Source organism: Rhizobium yanglingense (genome assembly GCF_977109285.1).
In genome coordinates this window covers 402,769-423,829 of record NZ_CDSAWY010000002.1, presented here as the reverse complement: position 1 = coordinate 423,829, position 21,061 = coordinate 402,769, and the positions used below count along the sequence as shown (strand labels likewise).

The following is a 21,061-nucleotide window of genomic DNA, read 5'->3' as shown; positions in this document are numbered from 1 at the left end:
CAAAATTCTGTTACTTGCCCTGGGCGGAAATGACCGTCCAGCGCTTGTCCTTGGAGATCGGTGCGCATTCCTCGATGGATACGGTATCGCCGATCTTGTACTGGTTGTTTTCGTCGTGGGCCTTGTACTTCTTGGAACGACGAACGGTCTTCTGAAGCAGCGGGTGAGCAAAACGGCGCTCAACGCGAACTACGACAGTCTTCTCGTTCTTGTCGCCAACGACAACGCCCTGCAGAATGCGCTTCGGCATGTTATTCTTCCTTTACGCCTTTGCTTCTGCCGCCTTCTGGCGGGCAATGGTTTTCACGCGGGCGATGTCCTTGCGGACTTCGTTGATGCGCGAGGACTTTTCGAGCTGGCCGGTTGCCTTCTGGAAGCGCAGGTTGAACTGCTCCTTCTTGAGGTTGGCGAGCTTGTCCTTGAGCTGATCGGCCGTGAGGCCGCGGACTTCTTCGGCTTTCATCTGCCTCTCCTTACTCTGCAATGCGCTGAACGAAGCGCGTCTTGACCGAGAGCTTGGCCGAGCCGAGACGAAGCGCCTCGCGGGCGATTTCTTCGGTGACGCCGTCGATCTCGAACATCATGCGGCCAGGCTTGACCTTGCATGCCCAATATTCGACGGAGCCCTTACCCTTACCCATGCGGACTTCGGTCGGCTTTGCGGTTACCGGAACGTCCGGGAACACGCGGATCCATACACGGCCGGCGCGCTTCATGTAGCGCGTGATCGCGCGGCGGGCCGCTTCGATCTCACGTGCGTTGACGCGGTTGGGCTCCTGAGCCTTCAGGCCGAATTCACCGAAGGCGAGGTCGGAACCGCCCTTGGCGACGCCCTTGATGCGGCCCTTGAATTGCTTGCGGTACTTGGTACGCTTTGGCTGCAACATTTTCTTATTCTCCGAACTTATCTGCCACCAACGCTATCAAGCGTTGTCGCGGCGACGATCGCGATCACGGCTTGCCGGACCCTGAGCGTCACCCTCGAGTGCGCGGCGCTCGGAGGCCAGCGGATCGTGCTCAAGGATTTCGCCCTTGAAGATCCAGACCTTGATGCCGCAGATGCCGAATGCGGTTTCGGCTTCAGCCGTACCGTAGTCGATGTCCGCACGCAGGGTGTGCAGCGGAACGCGGCCTTCGCGGTACCATTCGGTACGAGCGATTTCCGCGCCGCCGAGACGGCCTGCGCAGGTGATCCTGATGCCTTCGGCGCCAAGACGCATTGCAGACTGAACAGCGCGCTTCATGGCGCGGCGGAAAGCCACGCGGCGTTCCAGCTGCTGGGCAATCGACTGTGCGACGAGCGTCGCGTCGACTTCCGGCTTGCGCACTTCGACGATGTTCAGGTGCGTTTCGGAGTTCGTCATGTCCGACAGCTTCTTGCGGAGCTTGTCGATGTCTGCACCCTTCTTGCCGATGATCAGACCCGGGCGAGCCGAGTGGATCGTGACGCGGCACTTCTTGTGCGGACGCTCGATGACGACCTTTGCGATACCAGCCTGCTTCAGTTCGCTCATGACGAACTTGCGCATCTTCAGGTCTTCGTGCAGGAGCTTGACCGTACTCGGCATTGTCCGCGAACCAGCGGCTATCCCAGGTGCGGTTGATGCCAAGACGGAAACCGATTGGATTGATTTTCTGACCCATTATGCGGCCTCCTCTTGTGCCTGCACTTCGCGGACGACGATCGTCAGGTGGGCGAACGGCTTCTCGATGCGAGATGCACGGCCGCGGCCACGAGCGTGGAAGCGCTTCATGACGATCGACTTGCCGACATAGGCTTCTGCTACGACCAGCGAGTCGACGTCGAGATCGTGGTTGTTCTCGGCGTTGGCGATCGCGAGATTCGAGCGTCTTCTTGACGGCGCCTGCGATGCGCTTGCGGGAGAACTCCAGCTCAGCGAGTGCGCGGTCAACCTTCTTGCCGCGGATGGCCGCAGCAACCAGGTTGAGCTTCTGTGGGCTGACGCGGAGCGTGCGGGCGACTGCTTGCGCCTCGTTGTCCTTCAGCCGGCGTTCGGCTTTTGCCTTGCCCATTGTTACTTCCTCTTTGCCTTCTTGTCCGCACCGTGACCGTAATAGGTCCGGGTCGGAGAGAATTCACCGAATTTGTGACCGACCATGTCTTCATTGACGCTGACCGGAACATGCTTGCTGCCGTTGTAGACGCCGAAGGTGAGACCGACGAACTGCGGCAGGATCGTGGAGCGACGGCTCCAGATCTTGATTACTTCTGCACGTCCGCCTTCACGAACCTTCTCAGCCTTCTTGAGAAGATAGCCGTCAACGAACGGACCTTTCCATACTGAACGAGCCATTGGAGACTTCCTCTCTTACTTCTTACGCTGATGACGCGAGCGCATGATCATCTTGTCGGTCGACTTGTTCGACCGGGTACGCTTGCCCTTGGTCGGCTTGCCCCACGGGGTAACCGGATGACGGCCACCCGAGGTGCGGCCTTCACCACCGCCGTGCGGATGGTCGACTGGGTTCATGACGACGCCGCGGTTGTGCGGACTTCTTGCCACGCCAGCGCGAACGGCCGGCCTTGCCATCATTGATGTTGCCGTGGTCCGGGTTGGAAACAGCACCGATCGTCGCCAGGCAGGTGCCGTGGACAAGGCGCTGTTCGCCCGAGTTCAGGCGAAGGATCGCCATGCCCTGGTCGCGGCCGACGAGCTGTGCGTAACCGCCAGCCGAACGTGCGATCTGACCGCCCTTGCCCGGCTTCATTTCCACGTTGTGGATGATGGAGCCGACCGGGATGAACTGAAGCGGCATGGTGTTGCCTGGCTTCACGTCGACGGCCTTGTCGGAAGCGATGACCTTGTCGCCGGCAGCGAGGCGCTGCGGAGCGAGGATGTAGGCCTGTTCGCCGTCCGTGTAGGTTACGAGCGCGATGTATGCCGTGCGGTTCGGGTCATATTCGATACGCTCGACCGTGCCCTCGACGTCGAACTTGCGGCGCTTGAAGTCGACGAGACGATAGGTGCGCTTATGACCGCCGCCCTGGAAGCGGACCGTGATGCGGCCGGCGTTGTTGCGGCCACCCTTGGAAGTCAGGCCTTCCGTCAGCACCTTGACCGGCTTGCCCTTCCACAGGCCAGAACGGTCAACGATGACGAGCTGGCGCTGGCTCGGGGTCGTAGGATTGAATGTTTTCAATGCCATTTTCTTATTCCTCAGAGACCGGTGGAGACGTCGATCGTCTGGCCTTCAGCCAGCGTCACGACAGCCTTCTTCACGTCCTTCTGCTTGCCTACAAAACCGCGGAAACGCTTGGTCTTGCCCTTGCGGAGCAGAGTGTTGACGGCCGTGACCTTGACGCCGAAGAGCGCCTCGACTGCAGCCTTGATTTCCGGCTTCGTGGCCGCCTTGGCGACGTTGAAAACAACCTGGTTGTTTTCCGATACCAGCGTGGACTTTTCGGTGATCGCCGGCGAGACGATCACATCGTAGTGGCGAAGATCGGTCACTTGAAACGCTCCTCTAGAGCTTCAACGGCAGCCTTGGAAAGCACGAGCTTGCCGCGGCGCACGATGTCGTAAACGTTGATGCCCTGGATCGGCAGAACATCGATGTTCGGGATGTTCTTTGCTGCAAGCTTGAAGTTGCCGTCAAGCTCAGCGCCGCCGATGAAGAGCGCATTGGTCAGGCCCAGCGTCTCAAAAACGGATGCGAGAGCCTTGGTCTTTGCTTCAGCAGCGACCAGGTTGTCGATGACGATGACGTCCTCGGACTTGAACTTGGCCGACAGAGCGTGGCGCAGGCCGAGAGCGCGAACCTTCTTCGGAAGGTCGTGCTCGTGGCTGCGGGCGACCGGGCCGTGAGCCTTACCACCACCGCGGAACTGCGGAGCGCGAGCCGAATGGTGACGAGCGCGGCCCGTACCCTTCTGCTTGTACATCTTGGCGCCGGTGCGCGAAACGTCCGCGCGGCCCTTTGCCTGGTGCGTGCCCTGCTGCTTCTTGGCAAGCTGCCAGCGGATGACGCGGGCAAGAATGTCTTCGCGGGGCTCGAGGCCGAAAATCGCGTCAGAGAGAGAAACCTTCCCTGCGTCTTTTCCCTCGAGGGTCTTGACGTTGAATTCCATTGGTCCGGCTCCTTACTTCGCTGCCGACTTGACGGCATCGCGCACGATGATCCAGGCACCCTTGGAACCGGGTACTGCACCCTTGATCAGGATCAGACCGCGATCTTCATCGGTCGAAACCACTTCCAGGTTCTGAGTCGTTACGCGCGTCTGGCCCATGTGACCAGCCATCTTCTTGTTCTTGAAAACCTTGCCTGGATCCTGGCGCGAACCCGTCGAACCATGCGAACGGTGCGAAACGGACACACCGTGCGTGGCGCGCAGACCGCCGAAGCCGTGGCGCTTCATGGCGCCGGCAAAACCTTTACCGATGGTCGTACCCGTCACGTCGACGAGCTGACCTGCAGCGAAGTGACCAGCCTTGAGCTCGGTGCCGACCTCGAGCAGGTTGTCTTCCGAAACGCGGAATTCTGCGAGCTTGGCCTTCGGCTCGACGTTGGCGACAGCAAAGTTGCCGCGCATCGCCTTGGACGTGTTCTTAACCTTCGCCTGGCCAGCACCGAGCTGAACTGCGGTATAGCCATTCTTTTCTACAGTGCGCGTAGAAACGACCTGGCAGCCTTCCATACGCAATACCGTTACCGGGACATGCTCGCCGGCGTCGTTGTAGACGCGGGTCATTCCCACCTTCTGTGCAATCACACCTGAACGCATCGGTTCAATCCTTCCAAATCCGCTCGAGCCAGGCTCAGAGCTTGATCTCAACATCGACACCAGCGGCGAGATCGAGCTTCATCAGCGCGTCCACCGTCTGCGGGGTCGGGTCTACGATGTCGAGGAGGCGCTTATGCGTGCGCATCTCGAACTGCTCGCGGCTCTTCTTGTCGATGTGCGGGGACCGGTTGACCGTAAACTTCTCGATGCGGGTCGGAAGCGGAACGGGGCCCCGGACACTAGCTCCGGTGCGCTTCGCCGTCGACACAATCTCGCGCGTGGAAGCATCGAGAATTCGGTGATCGAACGCCTTCAGGCGAATGCGGATATTTTGGCCGTTCATTCGACGTTATCCTTGTGTTTGTTCTTCGCGTGCCAACAAAACGGCACGGGCTGTTCTTCTTTTCCTAAGGCGGACCACCGGTTTCAAAGATCGAAGGGGACACCGAAAACGATGTCCCTTTCCAGTCTCCAGGCCTTGAGGCCCACCTTATCTATTCATTGCCTGCCTCGAAGCCGAAGCAGCCGCAAATCGCGCTCGCGCGCCATTTGCTACATTTTTATGTCATAAGCAAGCGGCCCTGGGGCCGCTTGCTTAAAAGATTACTCTACGATCGATGCAACGATACCGGCGCCGACGGTGCGGCCGCCTTCGCGGATGGCGAAGCGCAGCTTTTCTTCCATGGCGATCGGCACGATCAGCTCGACGTCAACCGTGACGTTGTCGCCCGGCATCACCATTTCCGTGCCTTCCGGCAGCGTCACGATGCCCGTCACGTCCGTCGTGCGGAAGTAGAACTGCGGACGGTAGTTGGTGAAGAACGGCGTATGACGGCCGCCTTCTTCCTTCGTCAGGATGTAGGCTTCAGCCTTGAACTTCTTGTGCGGCTTCACCGAACCCGGCTTGCACAGGATCTGGCCACGCTCGACGCCGTCGCGGTTCACGCCGCGGATCAGTGCGCCGATGTTGTCGCCGGCCTGGCCCTGGTCGAGCAGCTTGCGGAACATTTCAACGCCGGTCACCGTCGTCTTCGAGGTCGGGCGGATGCCGACGATCTCGACTTCTTCGCCAACCTTGACGATACCGCGCTCGACGCGGCCGGTCACGACCGTACCGCGGCCCGAGATCGAGAACACGTCTTCGATCGGCATCAGGAACGGCTGGTCGATCGGACGCTCAGGCGTCGGGATGTAGGCGTCGACCTGGGCCATCAGCTCGCGGATCGCGTCTTCGCCAATCTTCTTGTCGGAATCTTCAAGAGCAGCCAGCGCCGAACCCTTGACGACCGGGATGTCGTCGCCCGGGAAGTCGTAGGACGACAGCAGTTCGCGCACTTCCAGCTCGACGAGCTCGAGAAGCTCGGCGTCGTCGACCTGGTCGACCTTGTTCAGGAACACGACGATTGCCGGAACGCCGACCTGGCGGGCCAGCAGGATGTGTTCGCGGGTCTGCGGCATCGGGCCATCGGCAGCCGAGCACACCAGGATCGCGCCGTCCATCTGTGCGGCACCGGTGATCATGTTCTTGACGTAGTCGGCGTGGCCGGGGCAGTCGACGTGCGCGTAGTGGCGGTTGGCCGTCTCATACTCGACATGCGCCGTCGAAATCGTGATGCCGCGAGCCTTTTCTTCCGGCGCAGCGTCGATCTGGTCATACGCCTTGAACTCGCCGAAGTACTTCGTGATCGCCGCCGTCAGAGACGTCTTGCCGTGGTCAACGTGGCCGATCGTGCCGATGTTAACGTGCGGCTTGTTGCGCTCAAACTTACTCTTTGCCATTTTCGGCTCTCCATTCTGCTAGTCCCCGAAGGGATCTAATTCTTGTTATCGGTCAATTGGTATTCCGGTCACTTCTGACCGGAATACTTTGCCTGGATTTCAGTTGCGACGTTCGACGGGACCGGCGCGTAGTGATCGAAGGTCATCGTGTACTGAGCGCGGCCCTGCGACATGGAGCGCAGGTTGTCGACGTACTTGAACATGTTCGCCAGCGGAACGTTCGCATTGATGACGACGGCGATGCCGCGGCTCTCCTGGCCCTGGATCTGACCACGGCGCGAGTTCAGGTCGCCGATGACGTCGCCGACATAGTCTTCCGGCGTCACGACTTCGACCTTCATCATCGGCTCGAGCAGCTGGGCGCCAGCCTTCTTTGCTGCCTCACGGAAGCAAGCGCGGGAGGCGATTTCGAACGCCAGGACCGACGAGTTGACATCGTGGAAGGCACCGTCGATCAGCGTCGCCTTGACGCCGAGCATCGGGAAGCCTGCGAGCGGACCGGAGGTCAGAACGCTTTCGATGCCCTTCTGAACGCCCGGGATGTATTCCTTCGGAACAGCACCGCCGACGATCTTGGACTCGAACTTGAAGTCGTCGCCTTCCGGGTTCGGTTCGAAGATGATCTTGACACGCGCGAACTGGCCGGTACCACCGGACTGCTTCTTGTGCGTGTAGTCTTCTTCGTGCGTCTTCGTGATGGTTTCGCGGTAGGCAACCTGCGGCGCACCGACGGTTGCTTCAACCTTGAACTCGCGGCGCATGCGGTCAACGATGATGTCGAGGTGAAGTTCACCCATGCCGGCGATGATCGTCTGGCCCGATTCCTGGTCCGTCTTCACGCGGAAGGACGGGTCTTCGGCAGCCAGGCGGTTGAGCGCGAGGCCCATCTTTTCCTGGTCGCCCTTGGTCTTCGGCTCGATGGCGATCTGGATGACCGGCTCGGGGAATTCCATGCGCTCGAGGATGACCGGCTTCAGCGGATCACACAGCGTATCGCCAGTGGTGGTTTCCTTGAGGCCTGCGAGAGCAACGATGTCGCCGGCGAAGGCCTCTTCGATGTCTTCACGCGAGTTGGAGTGCATCTGCAGCATGCGGCCGACGCGCTCGCGCTTGTCCTTGACCGTGTTCATGACCGACGCGCCCTTCTCGAGCTTGCCGGAATAGATGCGGGCGAAGGTGAGCGAACCGACGAAGGGGTCGTTCATGATCTTGAAGGCGAGCATGGAGAGCGGCTCGGCGTCATCGGGGTGACGCTCGATTTCAGCTTCCGTCTTCACGTCGATACCCTTGATCGCCGGAATGTCGAGCGGCGACGGCAGGTAATCAACGACTGCGTCGAGCAGCGGCTGAACGCCCTTGTTCTTGAAGGCAGTACCACAGAACATCGGATGGAACTTGACGTCGATGGTGCCGCGGCGAACGAGCGCGCGGATCTGATCGTTGTCCGGCATGTTGCCTTCGAGGTAGGCTTCCATTGCGGCTTCGTCGATCTCGACAACCGTCTCGATCAGCTTTTCGCGATATTCTTCAGCCTTGGCCTTCATGTCTTCCGGGATTTCGACGACGTCCCACTGTGCGCCGAGAGATTCGTCGCGCCAGATGAGAGCGTTCATCTCGATCAGGTCGACAACGCCCTTGAACTCGGTTTCTGCGCCGATCGGCAGCTGCATGACGACAGCCGTCGCGCCGAGACGGGTCTTGATCATCTCGACGGAGCGGTAGAAGTCCGCACCGGTCTTGTCCATCTTGTTGCAGAAGATCATGCGCGGAACGTGATACTTCTCGGCCTGGCGCCAGACGGTTTCAGTCTGCGGCTCGACACCGGCGTTGGCATCGAGAAGTGCGATGGCGCCGTCGAGAACGCGCAGCGAACGCTCGACTTCGATGGTGAAGTCGACGTGGCCGGGAGTGTCAATGATGTTGAAGCGGCGCATCTTGCCGTCACGGCCCTTCCAGAAGGTCGTGGTCGCAGCGGAGGTGATCGTGATGCCACGCTCCTGTTCCTGCTCCATCCAGTCCATGGTGGCTGCGCCGTCGTGGACTTCGCCGATCTTGTGCGACTTACCGGTGTAATAAAGAATACGTTCGGTGGTCGTGGTCTTGCCGGCGTCGATGTGCGCCATGATACCGAAATTGCGGTAGTCTTCGATTTTATATTCGCGAGCCATTGTGGACTGCCTTTCGATACCGTTCGGAATTACCAGCGATAGTGCGAGAACGCACGGTTGGCATCGGCCATCTTGTGCGTGTCTTCGCGCTTCTTGACGGCACTGCCGCGGTTGTTGGATGCATCGAGAAGCTCGCCCGAGAGGCGGTCAACCATGGTCGTTTCGTTGCGCTTGCGGGCAGCAGCGATCAGCCAGCGAATGGCGAGGGCCTGACGGCGCTCCGGACGGACGTCGACCGGGACCTGGTAGGTCGCACCACCGACGCGGCGCGAGCGGACTTCGACGTGCGGGGCGATGTTATCGAGCGCAGCGTGGAAAACCGCAATCGGCTCCTGCTTCGACTTGCCCTGCACGACGTCGAATGCGCCGTATACGATGTTTTCAGCAACGGACTTCTTGCCGTCGAGCATGATGGCATTCATGAACTTCGTGACAACCAGATCGCCGAACTTCGGGTCCGGGTTGATCTCGCGCTTTTCTGCTCTGTGACGTCGGGACATACTTCTCGTCTCTTCAACTGTTAAGGCGCTTTACCACGCGGAGAACCTCGCGCAGCGCCGGAAAACCAAAACCGAATTACTTCGGACGCTTCGCACCGTACTTCGAACGGCGCTGCTTGCGGTTCTTGACACCCTGGGTATCGAGAACGCCGCGGATGATGTGGTAACGGACACCCGGAAGGTCCTTCACGCGGCCGCCACGGATCATGACCACGGAGTGTTCCTGAAGGTTGTGACCTTCGCCGGGAATGTAACCAATGACTTCGAAGCCGTTGGTGAGGCGGATCTTGGCAACCTTACGCAGAGCCGAGTTCGGCTTCTTCGGCGTCGTGGTGTAGACGCGGGTGCAAACGCCGCGCTTCTGCGGGTTTTCCTGCAGAGCAGGAACCTTGTTACGCTTTACACTTGCCTGGCGAGGCTTGCGGATCAGCTGGTTTACGGTAGGCATTCAACCATCCCTTACGTTTATCTCTCAAACCCTTGCGGGCGTAACTCGCGCCGTCTCCGGCAAGATCACACGGCTGTCGTCAATGCGCAAAATGTGGCCCGATCCGCTTGCGCAGATGGACCACTGAAGGCAGAGGACGCAAAAAGACATGCGTCATGCGTGCAGGCATCATAACTTCAACGTGCGTTTCGAACCTTGTTTGAGGAGAACTCCAGGACGAGACGCCCCGGACAGCCATGCCTCACATGGGTTCCGATGGCGCGGGTACTACTGGTTTCCCGCTGGTTCGTCAAGGCCGGTTAAGAAATAATCTTCGGCGGATCGCCTTGAAACCCGGGCTCCGTGCGCTCTTTGAAGGCTTTTAGAGGCAACGGACACCGCATGCCAAGTTGAACTTGGGCATCGCTGCAAAAACGGATAAGGAATTCAGCGATCGCAGGCCGCGCGCCTGTCAAAAACGGATTCGAGTTTCGAATCGCCAGATATCCAAAGGACCGATGAATGATCGAGAAGCCCGACAACGACAATAATTCCGTAGGCCCGATGGTCTTCATCATCATCGGCAAGGGCTACGAGTCCGATGGCGCCGAGGGCGTCGACCTGCACGTGATGCTGAAGGCCGCCGATGACGACAGCGCGGTGCGCGAGGCGCTGAGCGCCCTTGCCGAAGAGGGCTTCATCGAAGCCGACCTCGACCAGATCGGCATGCTGACCGACGTTCCCGCAGAAGAACCGCATGCCTCGGCGTACCAAGGCGCGCTCGAAGGCGAAGTCGCGATCATCCGCTTCAACTGAAGACATGGCGGGGCCGGATGCGCAAAAGGTGCTGATCTACGCGACCTGGCGCGGCCGGCTCCTGGTTTTCGACGAGGCGGATTTTCCGGAGATCGAACTGCAGGTTCCGGGCGGGACGGTCGAACGCGGCGAAGACCCTCAGCAAGCGGCAACCCGCGAATTCGCCGAAGAGACAGGTCTTGCGCTGAGCCACACTCTTCGTCCGCTTGCAATCGATGACTACCGCTTCATCAAGAACGGCGCCGCCATCTGCCACCGGCGGCATTACTATCATGCCGATATTGGAGGGCCCTACCCCGACACCTGGCTTCATCACGAGATGACACCATTCGACGGCGGCGGGCCGATCCTGTTGCGCTTTTTCTGGATTGATATCGCAGAAGCAAAGGCCAGGCTCGGTTACGGAATGCAGAATTGCCTCATCCTGCTTCCCTAACCAATCGCGCTGTCACAATATGCATCTTCGACGAAACGATTATACGGTCTTTCAGCTCGGCAAAAACGTCACGCCGGTTGCAGCCGGCTTCGAGGTGGTCATCCCGCGGGCCAAAGCGGCATCGAGCGATGCCAGGTGTCTTTTCCCGTCATCGGAAAGCCGCATGCGGTTCCGAGCCATGTGATGGAGGCTAGACCGTAGTAGTTATCAAGAAAAATGGAGAACTGTTTTCGGCCTCCCGCCGCCGCGAAATCAAAAAAAACCGCCCGGATCGCTCCGGGCGGTTTTTCAATTCTGAGGCCGGGCTGCCGGTTATTCGGCAGCTGAAGCGTTTTCGCCGGCCATGTCCTGGAGCATCGGGGTTGCGGCATCCGCGCCCGTGCCCTTGCGGCGCTCTTCGAGGATCATCTCATCGCGCGACGTCGCGATGCGGCGGATCGCCGTCATGGTGCCGCCGGTACCGGCCGGGATGAGGCGTCCGACGATGACGTTTTCCTTGAGACCCTGCAGACCGTCGGTCTTGCCGGCGATCGCAGCTTCCGTCAGCACCTTCGTCGTTTCCTGGAAGGAAGCGGCGGAGATGAAGGACGGGGTCTGCAGCGACGCCTTGGTGATGCCCAGAAGAACCGGCTCGCCATAGGCAGGCTTCTTGCCCTGCTCGATCAGGCCGTCGTTGACGTCCTCGAGCTCGATACGGTCGACGTTGTCGCCTACGATATAAGTCGAGTTGCCCGCATCGGTGATTTCCACCTTCTGCAGCATCTGACGGACAATCACTTCGATGTGCTTGTCGTTGATGACAACGCCCTGCAAGCGGTAGACTTCCTGGATTTCGTTGACGAGGTAGGAAGCCAGAGCCTCTACGCCCTTGATCGCCAGGATGTCGTGCGGTGCCGGGTTGCCGTCGAGGATGTAGTCGCCCTTTTCGATATAGTCGCCTTCCTGAAGGTGGAAGGGCTTGCCCTTCGGGATCAGGTACTCGACAGGCTCGACACCGTCTTCCGCCGGCTCGATGATGACGCGGCGCTTGTTCTTGTAGTCGCGGCCGAGGCGGATCGTACCATCGATCTCAGCGATGATGGCATGATCCTTCGGGCGGCGGGCTTCGAAGAGTTCGGCAACGCGCGGCAGACCGCCGGTGATGTCCTTGGTCTTGGCGCTTTCCAGCGGCGAACGTGCAAGCACGTCACCCTGGGAGACCTTCTGGCCCGGCTCGACCGAAAGGATCGCGTCGACCGAAAGCAGGAAGCGGGCATCGCCGCCGCGAGACAGCTTCGCGACATTGCCGCTTGCGTCCTTGATGACGATTGCCGGCTTGAGGTCCGAACCACGCGGGGTCGAACGCCAGTCGATGACCTGACGCTTGGTGATACCCGTGGATTCGTCGGTCGCTTCGAGAACGGAGAGACCGTCGACAACGTCTTCGAACTGAACGGTACCGGCCAGTTCCGTCATTATCGGACGGGTGTACGGATCCCACTCAGCCAGACGCTGGCCGCGCTTCACCTTGTCGCCCTCGTCCACATACAGCTTCGAACCGTAGGCAACGCGCTGCGAGGAGCGCTCAACGCCACGCTCGTCCAGGATCTGGACGGTCATGTTGCGGCCCATGGCAACGAGGATGCCTTCGGAGTTCCGCAGAAGGTTGCGGTTCTTGATCTGAACCGTTCCTTCATACGAGGCTTCCAGGAACGACTGGTCGACCACGGTGGCCGTACCGCCAAGGTGGAAGGTACGCATGGTGAGCTGCGTGCCTGGCTCGCCGATCGACTGAGCCGCGATGACGCCGACCGCTTCGCCCATGTTGACCGGCGTACCGCGAGCAAGGTCGCGGCCGTAGCAGACGGAGCAGACGCCTGTCTGGATTTCGCAGGTCAGTGCCGAACGGATGCGGATCGACTGGATACCAGCCTTCTCGATCTCGACGACATCTGGCTCGAGGATCATCTTGCCGGCATCGACGATGCGCTCGCCGGTGACCGGGTGATCGATGTTGTCGAGTGCCGTACGGCCGAGGATACGTGCGCCGAGCGAGGCAACGACCTGACCGGCATCGACGATGGCGGTCATGGTGAGGCCCTTGTCGGTGCCGCAATCCACGGAGTTGACGATGCAATCCTGCGCGACGTCGACGAGACGGCGGGTCAGGTAGCCCGAGTTTGCCGTCTTCAAGGCGGTGTCTGCCAGACCCTTACGGGCGCCGTGCGTCGAGTCGAAGTACTCGTTGACGGTCAGGCCTTCCTTGAAGTTCGAGATGATCGGCGTCTCGATGATTTCGCCCGAGGGCTTAGCCATCAGGCCGCGCATGCCGCCCAGCTGACGCATCTGGTTCGGCGAACCGCGGGCGCCCGAGTGGCTCATCATGTAGATCGAGTTCATAGGCTTCTGGCGGCCGGTCTTTTCGTCGAACTCGACAGCCTTGATGCGGGCCATCATCTCTTCGGCGACCTTCTCGGTGGCCTTGCCCCAGGCATCGACGACCTTGTTGTACTTTTCGCCCTGCGTGATGAGGCCGTCGTTATACTGCTGCTCGTATTCCTTCACGAGTGCTTCGGTATCGCCGACGATCTTAACCTTGGTATCCGGGATCACCATGTCGTCCTTGCCGAACGAGATGCCGGCGCGGCAGGCATGCGAGAAACCGAGCTGCATGATGCGGTCGCAGAAAATGACCGTGTCCTTCTGGCCGCAATGACGGTAGACCGTGTCGATCATCTTGGAGATGTTCTTCTTGGTCATTTCCTGGTTGCAGATGTCGAAAGGCACCTTGCCGTTCTTCGGCAGCAATTCGCCGATGAGCAGGCGGCCCGGAGTCGTTTCATAGATCTTGGAGTACGGCTTGCCGTCCTCGCTGATCGACTTGAAGCGGCCGCGGATCTTGGTGTGCAGCGTGACGACCTTGCTTTCGAGAGCATGATGCAGTTCGCCGAGGTCGGAGAAGGCCATGCCTTCGCCCGGCTCGTTCTGGTTCATGATCGAGAGGTAGTAGAGGCCGAGAACCATGTCCTGCGACGGAACGATGATCGGAGCTCCGTTTGCCGGGTGCAGGATGTTGTTCGTCGACATCATCAGAACGCGGGCTTCGAGCTGGGCTTCGAGAGACAGCGGCACGTGGACGGCCATCTGGTCACCATCGAAGTCGGCGTTGAAGGCCGTGCAAACGAGCGGATGCAGCTGGATCGCCTTGCCTTCGACCAGGGTGGGTTCGAAGGCCTGGATGCCTAGGCGGTGCAGCGTCGGCGCGCGGTTCAAGAGAACCGGATGCTCGCGGATGACCTCGTCGAGGATATCCCAGACTTCCGGCTTTTCCTTCTCGACCAGCTTCTTCGCCTGCTTGACGGTCGAGGAGTAACCCTTGGCGTCGAGGCGGGCGTAGATGAACGGCTTGAAGAGTTCGAGCGCCATCTTTTTCGGCAGGCCGCACTGGTGCAGCTTCAGCTCCGGACCGGTCACGATGACCGAGCGGCCGGAATAGTCAACGCGCTTGCCGAGCAGGTTCTGGCGGAAGCGGCCCTGCTTGCCCTTGAGCATGTCGGAGAGCGACTTCAGCGGACGCTTGTTGGCACCCGTGATGACACGGCCGCGACGGCCGTTGTCGAACAGCGCATCGACGGATTCCTGCAACATGCGCTTTTCGTTGCGGATAATGATACCCGGCGCACGAAGCTCGATGAGGCGCTTCAGACGATTGTTACGGTTGATGACGCGACGATAGAGATCGTTGAGGTCCGACGTCGCAAAGCGGCCGCCATCGAGCGGAACCAGCGGACGCAGATCCGGCGGGATCACCGGAACGACCTTCATGATCATCCATTCCGGACGGTTGCCGGATTCCACGAAGTTCTCGACGATCTTCAGCCGCTTCATCAGCTTCTTCTGCTTGAGATCCGACGTGGTGTCGGCAAGCTCGGAACGCAGATCGCCGGCGATCTTCTCGAGGTTCATCGATGCCAGCATCTCGTAGATGGCTTCAGCGCCGATCATCGCCGTGAACTGGTCTTCGCCATATTCGTCGACGGCGAGCATGTACTCTTCTTCCGAGAGGAGCTGATGTTCCTTAAGGGCCGTGAGGCCCGGCTCGGTGACGATGTAGTTTTCGAAATACAGGACGCGCTCGACATCCTTCAGCGTCATGTCGAGCAGCGTGGAAATGCGGCTCGGCAGCGACTTCAGGAACCAGATGTGGGCAACGGGTGCTGCAAGCTCGATATGGCCCATGCGCTCGCGGCGAACGCGCGACAGCGTGACTTCGACGCCGCACTTTTCGCAGATGATGCCCTTGTACTTCATGCGCTTGTACTTGCCGCAAAGGCACTCGTAGTCCTTGATCGGCCCGAAGATGCGCGCGCAGAAGAGACCATCGCGTTCCGGCTTGAACGTGCGGTAGTTGATGGTTTCCGGCTTCTTGATCTCGCCGTAGGACCAGGAAAGGATCTTCTCCGGAGAGGCAATCGAAATCCGGATGGAGTTGAAATTCTGTGCAGGCACCTGCGGATTGAAAAGATTTATGACCTCTTGGTTCATGCCTGTCTCCTTCATGGGCGAAAGCGCCCTTAGCTTGCGATGGTCGGCGGCAAATCCCGGGAGCCGCGCCAACGCTCAAAACGACAATAACCGCACAATGCGGCGGAAACGTCCCTGCCCGGCCGACACATTAAGGGGCCATGGCGGGAACGGGTGTGCGCCCTCTTAAGGCGCACACCCTATCAAGTGGTTACTCGGCTGCGTCCGGCAACTGGCCCGCCTGCTGCAGATCCTCGACCTTCGAGTTCTCCAGCTCGACGGAAAGGCCGAGCGAGCGCATTTCCTTGACGAGAACGTTGAAGCTTTCGGGAATACCCGCTTCGAACGTATCGTCGCCCCGGACGATGGCTTCGTAGACCTTGGTGCGGCCGGCAACGTCGTCCGACTTCACCGTCAGCATTTCCTGTAGCGTGTAGGCTGCGCCGTATGCTTCCAGAGCCCAGACCTCCATTTCGCCGAAGCGCTGGCCGCCGAACTGGGCCTTGCCGCCCAGCGGCTGCTGGGTCACGAGCGAGTAAGGACCGATCGAACGGGCGTGGATCTTGTCGTCGACCAGGTGGTTGAGCTTCAGCATGTAGATGTAGCCCACGGTCACCTGACGGTCGAACTGCTCGCCGGTACGGCCGCTCATAAAGCGTCGACTGACCGGAATCCTTGAGACCCGCCAGACGCAGCATGTCGTTGACATCGCCCTCATGGGGCGCCGTCGAAGACCGGCGTTGCGATCGAAACGCCGCGCTTCCACTGGTCCGCAAGACGCAGAACCGAGTCATCGTTGAAGTCCTTGACCTGCTCGGCCTTCGGACCGTCGCCGACAACGTCGCCGATCGTCTTGCGCAACGGCTCGATATTGCCGTTCGCCTTGTAGGCTTCGATCAGGTCACCGATCTGCTTGCCCATGCCGGCGCAAGCCCAGCCGAGGTGCGTCTCGAGGATCTGGCCGACGTTCATGCGCGAAGGCACGCCCAGCGGGTTCAGAACGACGTCGACATGCGTGCCGTCTTCGAGGAACGGCATGTCTTCGACCGGAACGATGCGCGACACAACACCCTTGTTGCCGTGACGCCCAGCCATCTTGTCGCCCGGCTGGATCTTGCGCTTCACTGCGACGAAGACCTTGACCATCTTCATGACGCCCGGAGGCATTTCGTCGCCGCGCTGGACCTTCTCGACCTTGTCCATGAAGCGCTGCTCAAGGCGCGACTTGGATTCGTCGTACTGGCCGCGGAGTGCTTCGAGTTCACTCTGGACCTTCTCGTCCTCGACTGCGAACATCCACCACTGCGAGCGGGGATATTCGGAGACCACGGCGTTCGAAAGCTCGGTGCCCTTCTTGAAGCCCTTCGGGCCGGCGATGGACATCTGGCCGCGGAGCATCTCGATCAGACGGCCGTAGACGTTACGGTCGAGAATCGCCTGCTCGTCGTCGCGGTCCTTGGCAAGACGCTCGATCTCTTCGCGCTCGATTGCCATTGCGCGCTCGTCCTTTTCAACGCCGTGGCGGTTGAAGACGCGCACTTCGACGATCGTGCCGTAGGTGCCGGGCGGCATGCGCATCGATGTATCGCGGACGTCGGACGCCTTTTCACCGAAGATGGCGCGCAGGAGCTTTTCTTCCGGCGTCATCGGGCTTTCGCCCTTCGGCGTGATCTTGCCGACAAGGATATCACCCGGCTGAACTTCGGCGCCGATGTAGACGATGCCTGCTTCGTCGAGATTCTTCAGCGCTTCTTCCGAAACATTCGGAATATCGCGCGTGATTTCTTCCGGACCAAGCTTCGTGTCGCGCGCCATCACTTCGAATTCTTCGATGTGGATGGAGGTGAACACGTCGTCGGCAACGATACGCTCGGAGAGCAGGATCGAATCTTCGTAGTTGTAGCCGTTCCACGGCATGAACGCGACGAGCGCGTTGCGGCCAAGAGCCAGATCGCCGAGATCGGTCGACGGACCATCCGCGAGAATGTCGCCGCGGTTGACAACGTCACCGACGGTGACCAGCGGACGCTGGTTGACGCAGGTGTTCTGGTTTGAACGCTGGAACTTCTGCAGGCGGTAGATATCGACACCGGACTTGCCGGCTTCGAGGTCTTCCGTTGCGCGGATGACGATACGCGTCGCGTCGACCTGGTCAACGACGCCACCGCGGCGGGCGCCGATAGCTGCACCGGAGTCGCGAGCGACGACCGGCTCCATGCCGGTGCCGACGAACGGAGCTTCGGCACGCAGCAACGGAACAGCCTGGCGCTGCATGTTCGAGCCCATGAGGGCGCGGTTCGCGTCGTCGTTTTCCAGGAACGGGATAAGAGCGGCTGCAACCGACACGACCTGCTTCGGCGAGACGTCCATCAGGTTCATGCTGTCGCGCGGGGCGAGCATGACTTCGCCAGCGTGACGGCACACGACGAATTCGTCGACGAAGGAACCGTCCTTGTCGAGCTCGGCGTTGGCCTGTGCGACGTAGTACTTCGCCTCTTCCATGGCCGACAGGTAAAGAACATCGTTCGTCACCTTGCCGTCGACGATGCGGCGGTAAGGGCTCTCGATGAAGCCGTACTTGTTGACGCGCGCAAAGGTCGCCAGCGAGTTGATGAGACCGATGTTCGGGCCTTCCGGCGTTTCGATCGGGCAAATACGGCCGTAGTGGGTCGGATGAACGTCGCGGACTTCGAAGCCGGCGCGCTCGCGGGTCAGCCCGCCCGGGCCAAGTGCCGAGAGACGGCGCTTGTGGGTGATCTCCGACAGCGGGTTGACCTGGTCCATGAACTGCGAGAGCTGCGAGGAGCCGAAGAACTCACGAACGGCGGCAGCTGCCGGCTTCGCGTTGATCAGATCCTGCGGCATGACCGTGTCGATTTCGATCGAGGACATGCGCTCCTTGATCGCGCGCTCCATGCGCAAAAGGCCCAGACGGTACTGGTTTTCCATCAGCTCGCCGACCGAGCGGACGCGGCGGTTGCCAAGGTTGTCGATGTCGTCGATCTCGCCCTTGCCGTCGCGTAGCTCGACGAGCATCTTGACCACGGCCAGGATGTCGTCCTTGCGCAGGACGCGGACGGTGTCTTCGACGTCGAGGTCGAGACGCATGTTCATCTTCACGCGGCCGACGGCAGACAGGTCGTAACGCTCCGCATCGAAGAACAGCGAGTTGAACATGGCTTCGGCCGATTCCATGGTCGGCGGTTCACCCGGACGCATGACGCGGTAGATGTCGAACAGCGCGTCCTGACGGTTCTCGTTCTTATCGGCGTTGAGCGTGTTGCGGATGTAGGCGCCGACATTGATGTGGTCGATGCCGAGAACCGGGATTTCGTCGAAACCGTTGGCGAGGATGACCGGCAGGGTCTTCTCGTCGATTTCGTCGCCGGCTTCGAGATAGATCTCACCCGTCGAGTAGTTGACGATGTCTTCTGCGAGGTAGTTGCCGTAGAGATCGTCGTCCGTCGCCTTCAGAGCCTTGAGACCCTTGTCGGAAAGCTGGCGGAGCAGACGCGGGGTCAGCTTCTTGCCCGCTTCGACCACGACTTCGCCGGTGTCGGCGTCGACCATCTCGGTGATCGCCTTGGCGCCCTTCAGCGCCTCGGGCTGGAAGGGAATGCGCCAGCCTTCGCCGTCGCGCTTGTAGAGCGACTTCGTGTAGAAGGTGTCGAGGATTTCCTCGCCATCCATGCCGAGGGCCATCAGCAGCGACGACACCGGAATCTTGCGGCGGCGGTCGATACGGGCATAGACGATGTCCTTGGCGTCGAACTCGATGTCGAGCCAGGAGCCGCGATACGGGATCACGCGGGCGGCGAAGAGCAGCTTGCCGGAAGAATGGCTCTTGCCCTTGTCGTGGTCGAAGAAGACGCCCGGCGAACGGTGCATCTGGGACACGATCACGCGCTCGGTGCCGTTCACGATGAACGTGCCGTTGTTCGTCATGAGCGGCATGTCGCCCATGTAGACGGACTGTTCCTTGATGTCCTTGATCGACTTCGCGCCGGTATCCTCGTCGATATCGAACACGATGAGACGGAGGGTAACTTTCAGCGGCGCGGCGTAGGTCAGGTCGCGCTGGCGGCATTCGTCGACGTCGAACTTCGGCGGTTCGAACTCATAGGACACGAATTCCAGCATCGAAGCGCCGGAGAAGTCCGTGATCGGGAAAACTGACTTGAAGACGGCCTGAAGGCCTTCGTCAGGGCGGCCGCCCTTGGGCTCTTCTACCATCAGGAATTGGTCGTAGGACGCCTTCTGAACCTCGATGAGGTTCGGCATTTCTGCGACTTCGGGGATTTTACCAAAAAACTTGCGTACGCGCCTACGACCGTTGAACGAAAGGGTCTGAGCCATCGTCGCTCCTTCAAAATTGCATCCGGGCCTGCAACGGACGGGAACCGCTGGCCAGGCGATCCCGTCGATCAATGGATAATTCAATCTCGTCCCACTTCCCGAAGCCACATGGCCGGATTGCCCTGCGCTTCGGTTCGAGACCATGCTCTTGAAGAACCCATTACCCAAAAGCCGTTTTCACGCGGCTTTTGGGTAATTCGTTCACAAAAACGGCAAATGGGAGACGGTGAAGACCGCCTCCCAGATGCAGTTCAAGATTACTTGACGTCGGCCTTTGCGCCAGCGTCTTCAAGCTTCTTCTTGATGTCAGCGGCTTCAGCCTTGGAAACGGCTTCCTTGACAGCCTTCGGAGCGGCTTCAACGAGGTCCTTGGCTTCCTTGAGGCCGAGGCCGGTGATGGCGCGGACTTCCTTGATGACGTTGATCTTGTTGGCGCCGGCATCCGTGAGGATGACGTCGAACTCGGTCTTTTCTTCTTCAGCAGCGGCAGCAGCGCCACCAGCACCACCAGCAGCGGCAGCAACAGCTACCGGAGCAGCAGCGGAAACGCCCCACTTTTCTTCGAGAAGCTTGGACAGTTCTGCAGCTTCCAGAACGGTCAGCGAGGAGAGGTCGTCTACGATCTTTGCGAGATCAGCCATTTTATCAGTTCCTTTTGTTCGGTTCGAACCGGTTTTCTATAAACAGCGAAAAACCGCCTTAAGCGGCTTCGTCCTTCTTGGCGTAAGCCGAAAACACGCGGGCAAGCTGGCTTGCCGGTGCTGCAACAACGCCTGCGATGCGGGTAGCCGGTGTCTGGATCATGCCCAGCAGCTTCGCGCGCAGTTCGTCCAACGACGGCAGGGTCGCAAGCGACTTGACTGCATCGGCGTTGAGCGTGGTTGTTCCCATGGCGCCGCCGAGCACAACGATCTTGTCGTTGCCCTTGGCGAAATCCACGACGACTTTCGGAGCGGTGATCGGATCGGCGCTGTATGCAATCAGCGTCTGACCGGTGAAGAGATTGGAAATCCCTTCCGCTTCCGTACCCTGAAGGGCGATCTTGGCCAGGCGGTTCTTCGCGACTTTGACGGTGCCGCCAGCAGCGCGCATCTTCGAACGGAAGTCGTTCATCTGCGCGACTGTAGCACCAGCATAGTGGGCCACGACAACCGAGCCCGAAGCCTTGAAGACTTCGTTCAGTTCCGTGACGAATTCGCGTTTTTCCGCTCTTTCCACTGCCTATCTCCAGTTGGCGGGACCGTGAAACGGACCCACCGGGTTGCCTTTGCCTCCCGGGATCAGAAGCGATCCCAAGCGGCGCTTGAGGATCCTGTCCCCTCGCGCTTCGCG

The 21,061-nt window shown here is 60.1% G+C and carries 17 protein-coding genes and 4 pseudogenes; 2 read left to right on the top strand and 19 right to left on the bottom strand.

Translation table 11 applies throughout. From position 1 onward, the window contains the following. Positions 1 to 10: 10 nt before the first annotated feature. From rpsQ to rpsL, 15 genes and pseudogenes are all read right to left on the bottom strand, one after another. The gene (gene rpsQ / locus ACW4PC_RS03315; RefSeq protein ID WP_003547557.1) at positions 11 to 250 is read right to left on the bottom strand and encodes a 30S ribosomal protein S17; all 240 of its coding nucleotides are present in this window, start codon (positions 248 to 250) and stop codon (positions 11 to 13) included. Between the two features lie 12 nt (positions 251 to 262). Then, positions 263 to 463, bottom strand: coding sequence for a 50S ribosomal protein L29 (gene rpmC / locus ACW4PC_RS03310; protein ID WP_022718385.1), 201 nt, complete (start codon positions 461 to 463; stop codon positions 263 to 265). 10 nt (positions 464 to 473) lie between these two features. Then, positions 474 to 887, bottom strand: coding sequence for a 50S ribosomal protein L16 (gene rplP / locus ACW4PC_RS03305; RefSeq protein WP_022718386.1), 414 nt, complete (start codon positions 885 to 887; stop codon positions 474 to 476). Positions 888 to 923: 36 nt separating this feature from the next. After that, positions 924 to 1,644: pseudogene (gene rpsC, locus ACW4PC_RS03300) on the bottom strand (30S ribosomal protein S3). Beyond that, positions 1,644 to 2,034 (bottom strand): annotated as a pseudogene (gene rplV, locus ACW4PC_RS03295) (50S ribosomal protein L22). Before rplV ends, rpsC begins: the two co-directional pseudogenes overlap by 1 nt. Positions 2,035 to 2,036: 2 nt before the next feature. Then, complete coding sequence (gene rpsS, locus ACW4PC_RS03290) at positions 2,037 to 2,315, bottom strand: 30S ribosomal protein S19 (protein WP_007531666.1); 279 nt, start codon at positions 2,313 to 2,315, stop codon at positions 2,037 to 2,039. Between the two features lie 15 nt (positions 2,316 to 2,330). Then, a pseudogene (gene rplB, locus ACW4PC_RS03285) lies at positions 2,331 to 3,168 on the bottom strand (50S ribosomal protein L2). Positions 3,169 to 3,179: 11 nt separating this feature from the next. Beyond that, a complete protein-coding gene (locus tag ACW4PC_RS03280; protein WP_022718390.1) occupies positions 3,180 to 3,473 on the bottom strand; it encodes a 50S ribosomal protein L23 in 294 nt (97 codons plus the stop codon). After that, entirely contained in the window at positions 3,470 to 4,090 is a 621-nt protein-coding gene (gene rplD, locus ACW4PC_RS03275; protein WP_022718391.1) for a 50S ribosomal protein L4, read from the bottom strand. Before rplD ends, ACW4PC_RS03280 begins: the two co-directional genes overlap by 4 nt. Positions 4,091 to 4,102: 12 nt before the next feature. Next, positions 4,103 to 4,744, bottom strand: a complete 642-nt coding sequence (gene rplC, locus ACW4PC_RS03270) for a 50S ribosomal protein L3 (protein ID WP_022718392.1) — start codon at positions 4,742 to 4,744, stop codon at positions 4,103 to 4,105. A gap of 34 nt (positions 4,745 to 4,778) precedes the next feature. Continuing rightward, positions 4,779 to 5,087 (bottom strand): 30S ribosomal protein S10, encoded by a 309-nt coding sequence (rpsJ, locus tag ACW4PC_RS03265; RefSeq protein WP_003547547.1) that lies wholly within the window; start codon positions 5,085 to 5,087, stop codon positions 4,779 to 4,781. A gap of 260 nt (positions 5,088 to 5,347) precedes the next feature. Then, positions 5,348 to 6,523, bottom strand: coding sequence for an elongation factor Tu (gene tuf / locus ACW4PC_RS03260; protein ID WP_039844630.1), 1,176 nt, complete (start codon positions 6,521 to 6,523; stop codon positions 5,348 to 5,350). A gap of 68 nt (positions 6,524 to 6,591) precedes the next feature. Next, positions 6,592 to 8,691, bottom strand: a complete 2,100-nt coding sequence (gene fusA, locus ACW4PC_RS03255; protein WP_455872810.1) for an elongation factor G — start codon at positions 8,689 to 8,691, stop codon at positions 6,592 to 6,594. Positions 8,692 to 8,720: 29 nt separating this feature from the next. After that, a complete protein-coding gene (gene rpsG, locus ACW4PC_RS03250; protein WP_022719192.1) occupies positions 8,721 to 9,191 on the bottom strand; it encodes a 30S ribosomal protein S7 in 471 nt (156 codons plus the stop codon). Positions 9,192 to 9,267: 76 nt separating this feature from the next. Then, entirely contained in the window at positions 9,268 to 9,639 is a 372-nt protein-coding gene (rpsL, locus tag ACW4PC_RS03245) for a 30S ribosomal protein S12 (protein WP_022719193.1), read from the bottom strand. A gap of 501 nt (positions 9,640 to 10,140) precedes the next feature. Here rpsL and ACW4PC_RS03240 point away from each other — a divergent pair. Continuing rightward, a complete protein-coding gene (locus ACW4PC_RS03240; RefSeq protein ID WP_455872809.1) occupies positions 10,141 to 10,434 on the top strand; it encodes a transcriptional regulator in 294 nt (97 codons plus the stop codon). A 4-nt stretch (positions 10,435 to 10,438) separates the two neighbouring features. Beyond that, positions 10,439 to 10,870 carry an NUDIX hydrolase gene (locus ACW4PC_RS03235; protein ID WP_455872942.1) on the top strand — a complete coding sequence of 144 codons (432 nt, stop codon included), beginning with the start codon at positions 10,439 to 10,441 and terminating at the stop codon, positions 10,868 to 10,870. 312 nt (positions 10,871 to 11,182) lie between these two features. Here ACW4PC_RS03235 and rpoC read toward each other — a convergent pair whose 3' ends face one another. The 4 genes and pseudogenes from rpoC to rplJ form a co-directional block, all read right to left on the bottom strand. Continuing rightward, positions 11,183 to 15,394, bottom strand: a complete 4,212-nt coding sequence (gene rpoC / locus ACW4PC_RS03230; RefSeq protein WP_455872808.1) for a DNA-directed RNA polymerase subunit beta' — start codon at positions 15,392 to 15,394, stop codon at positions 11,183 to 11,185. Between the two features lie 190 nt (positions 15,395 to 15,584). After that, positions 15,585 to 19,729, bottom strand: a pseudogene (rpoB, locus tag ACW4PC_RS03225) (DNA-directed RNA polymerase subunit beta). Between the two features lie 257 nt (positions 19,730 to 19,986). Then, positions 19,987 to 20,370: a 50S ribosomal protein L7/L12 gene (rplL, locus tag ACW4PC_RS03220; RefSeq protein ID WP_022719200.1), complete on the bottom strand. Its 384-nt coding sequence runs from the start codon at positions 20,368 to 20,370 to the stop codon at positions 19,987 to 19,989. Between the two features lie 58 nt (positions 20,371 to 20,428). Next, positions 20,429 to 20,947 carry a 50S ribosomal protein L10 gene (gene rplJ, locus ACW4PC_RS03215; RefSeq protein ID WP_455872807.1) on the bottom strand — a complete coding sequence of 173 codons (519 nt, stop codon included), beginning with the start codon at positions 20,945 to 20,947 and terminating at the stop codon, positions 20,429 to 20,431. Between the last annotated feature and the right edge of the window lie 114 nt (positions 20,948 to 21,061).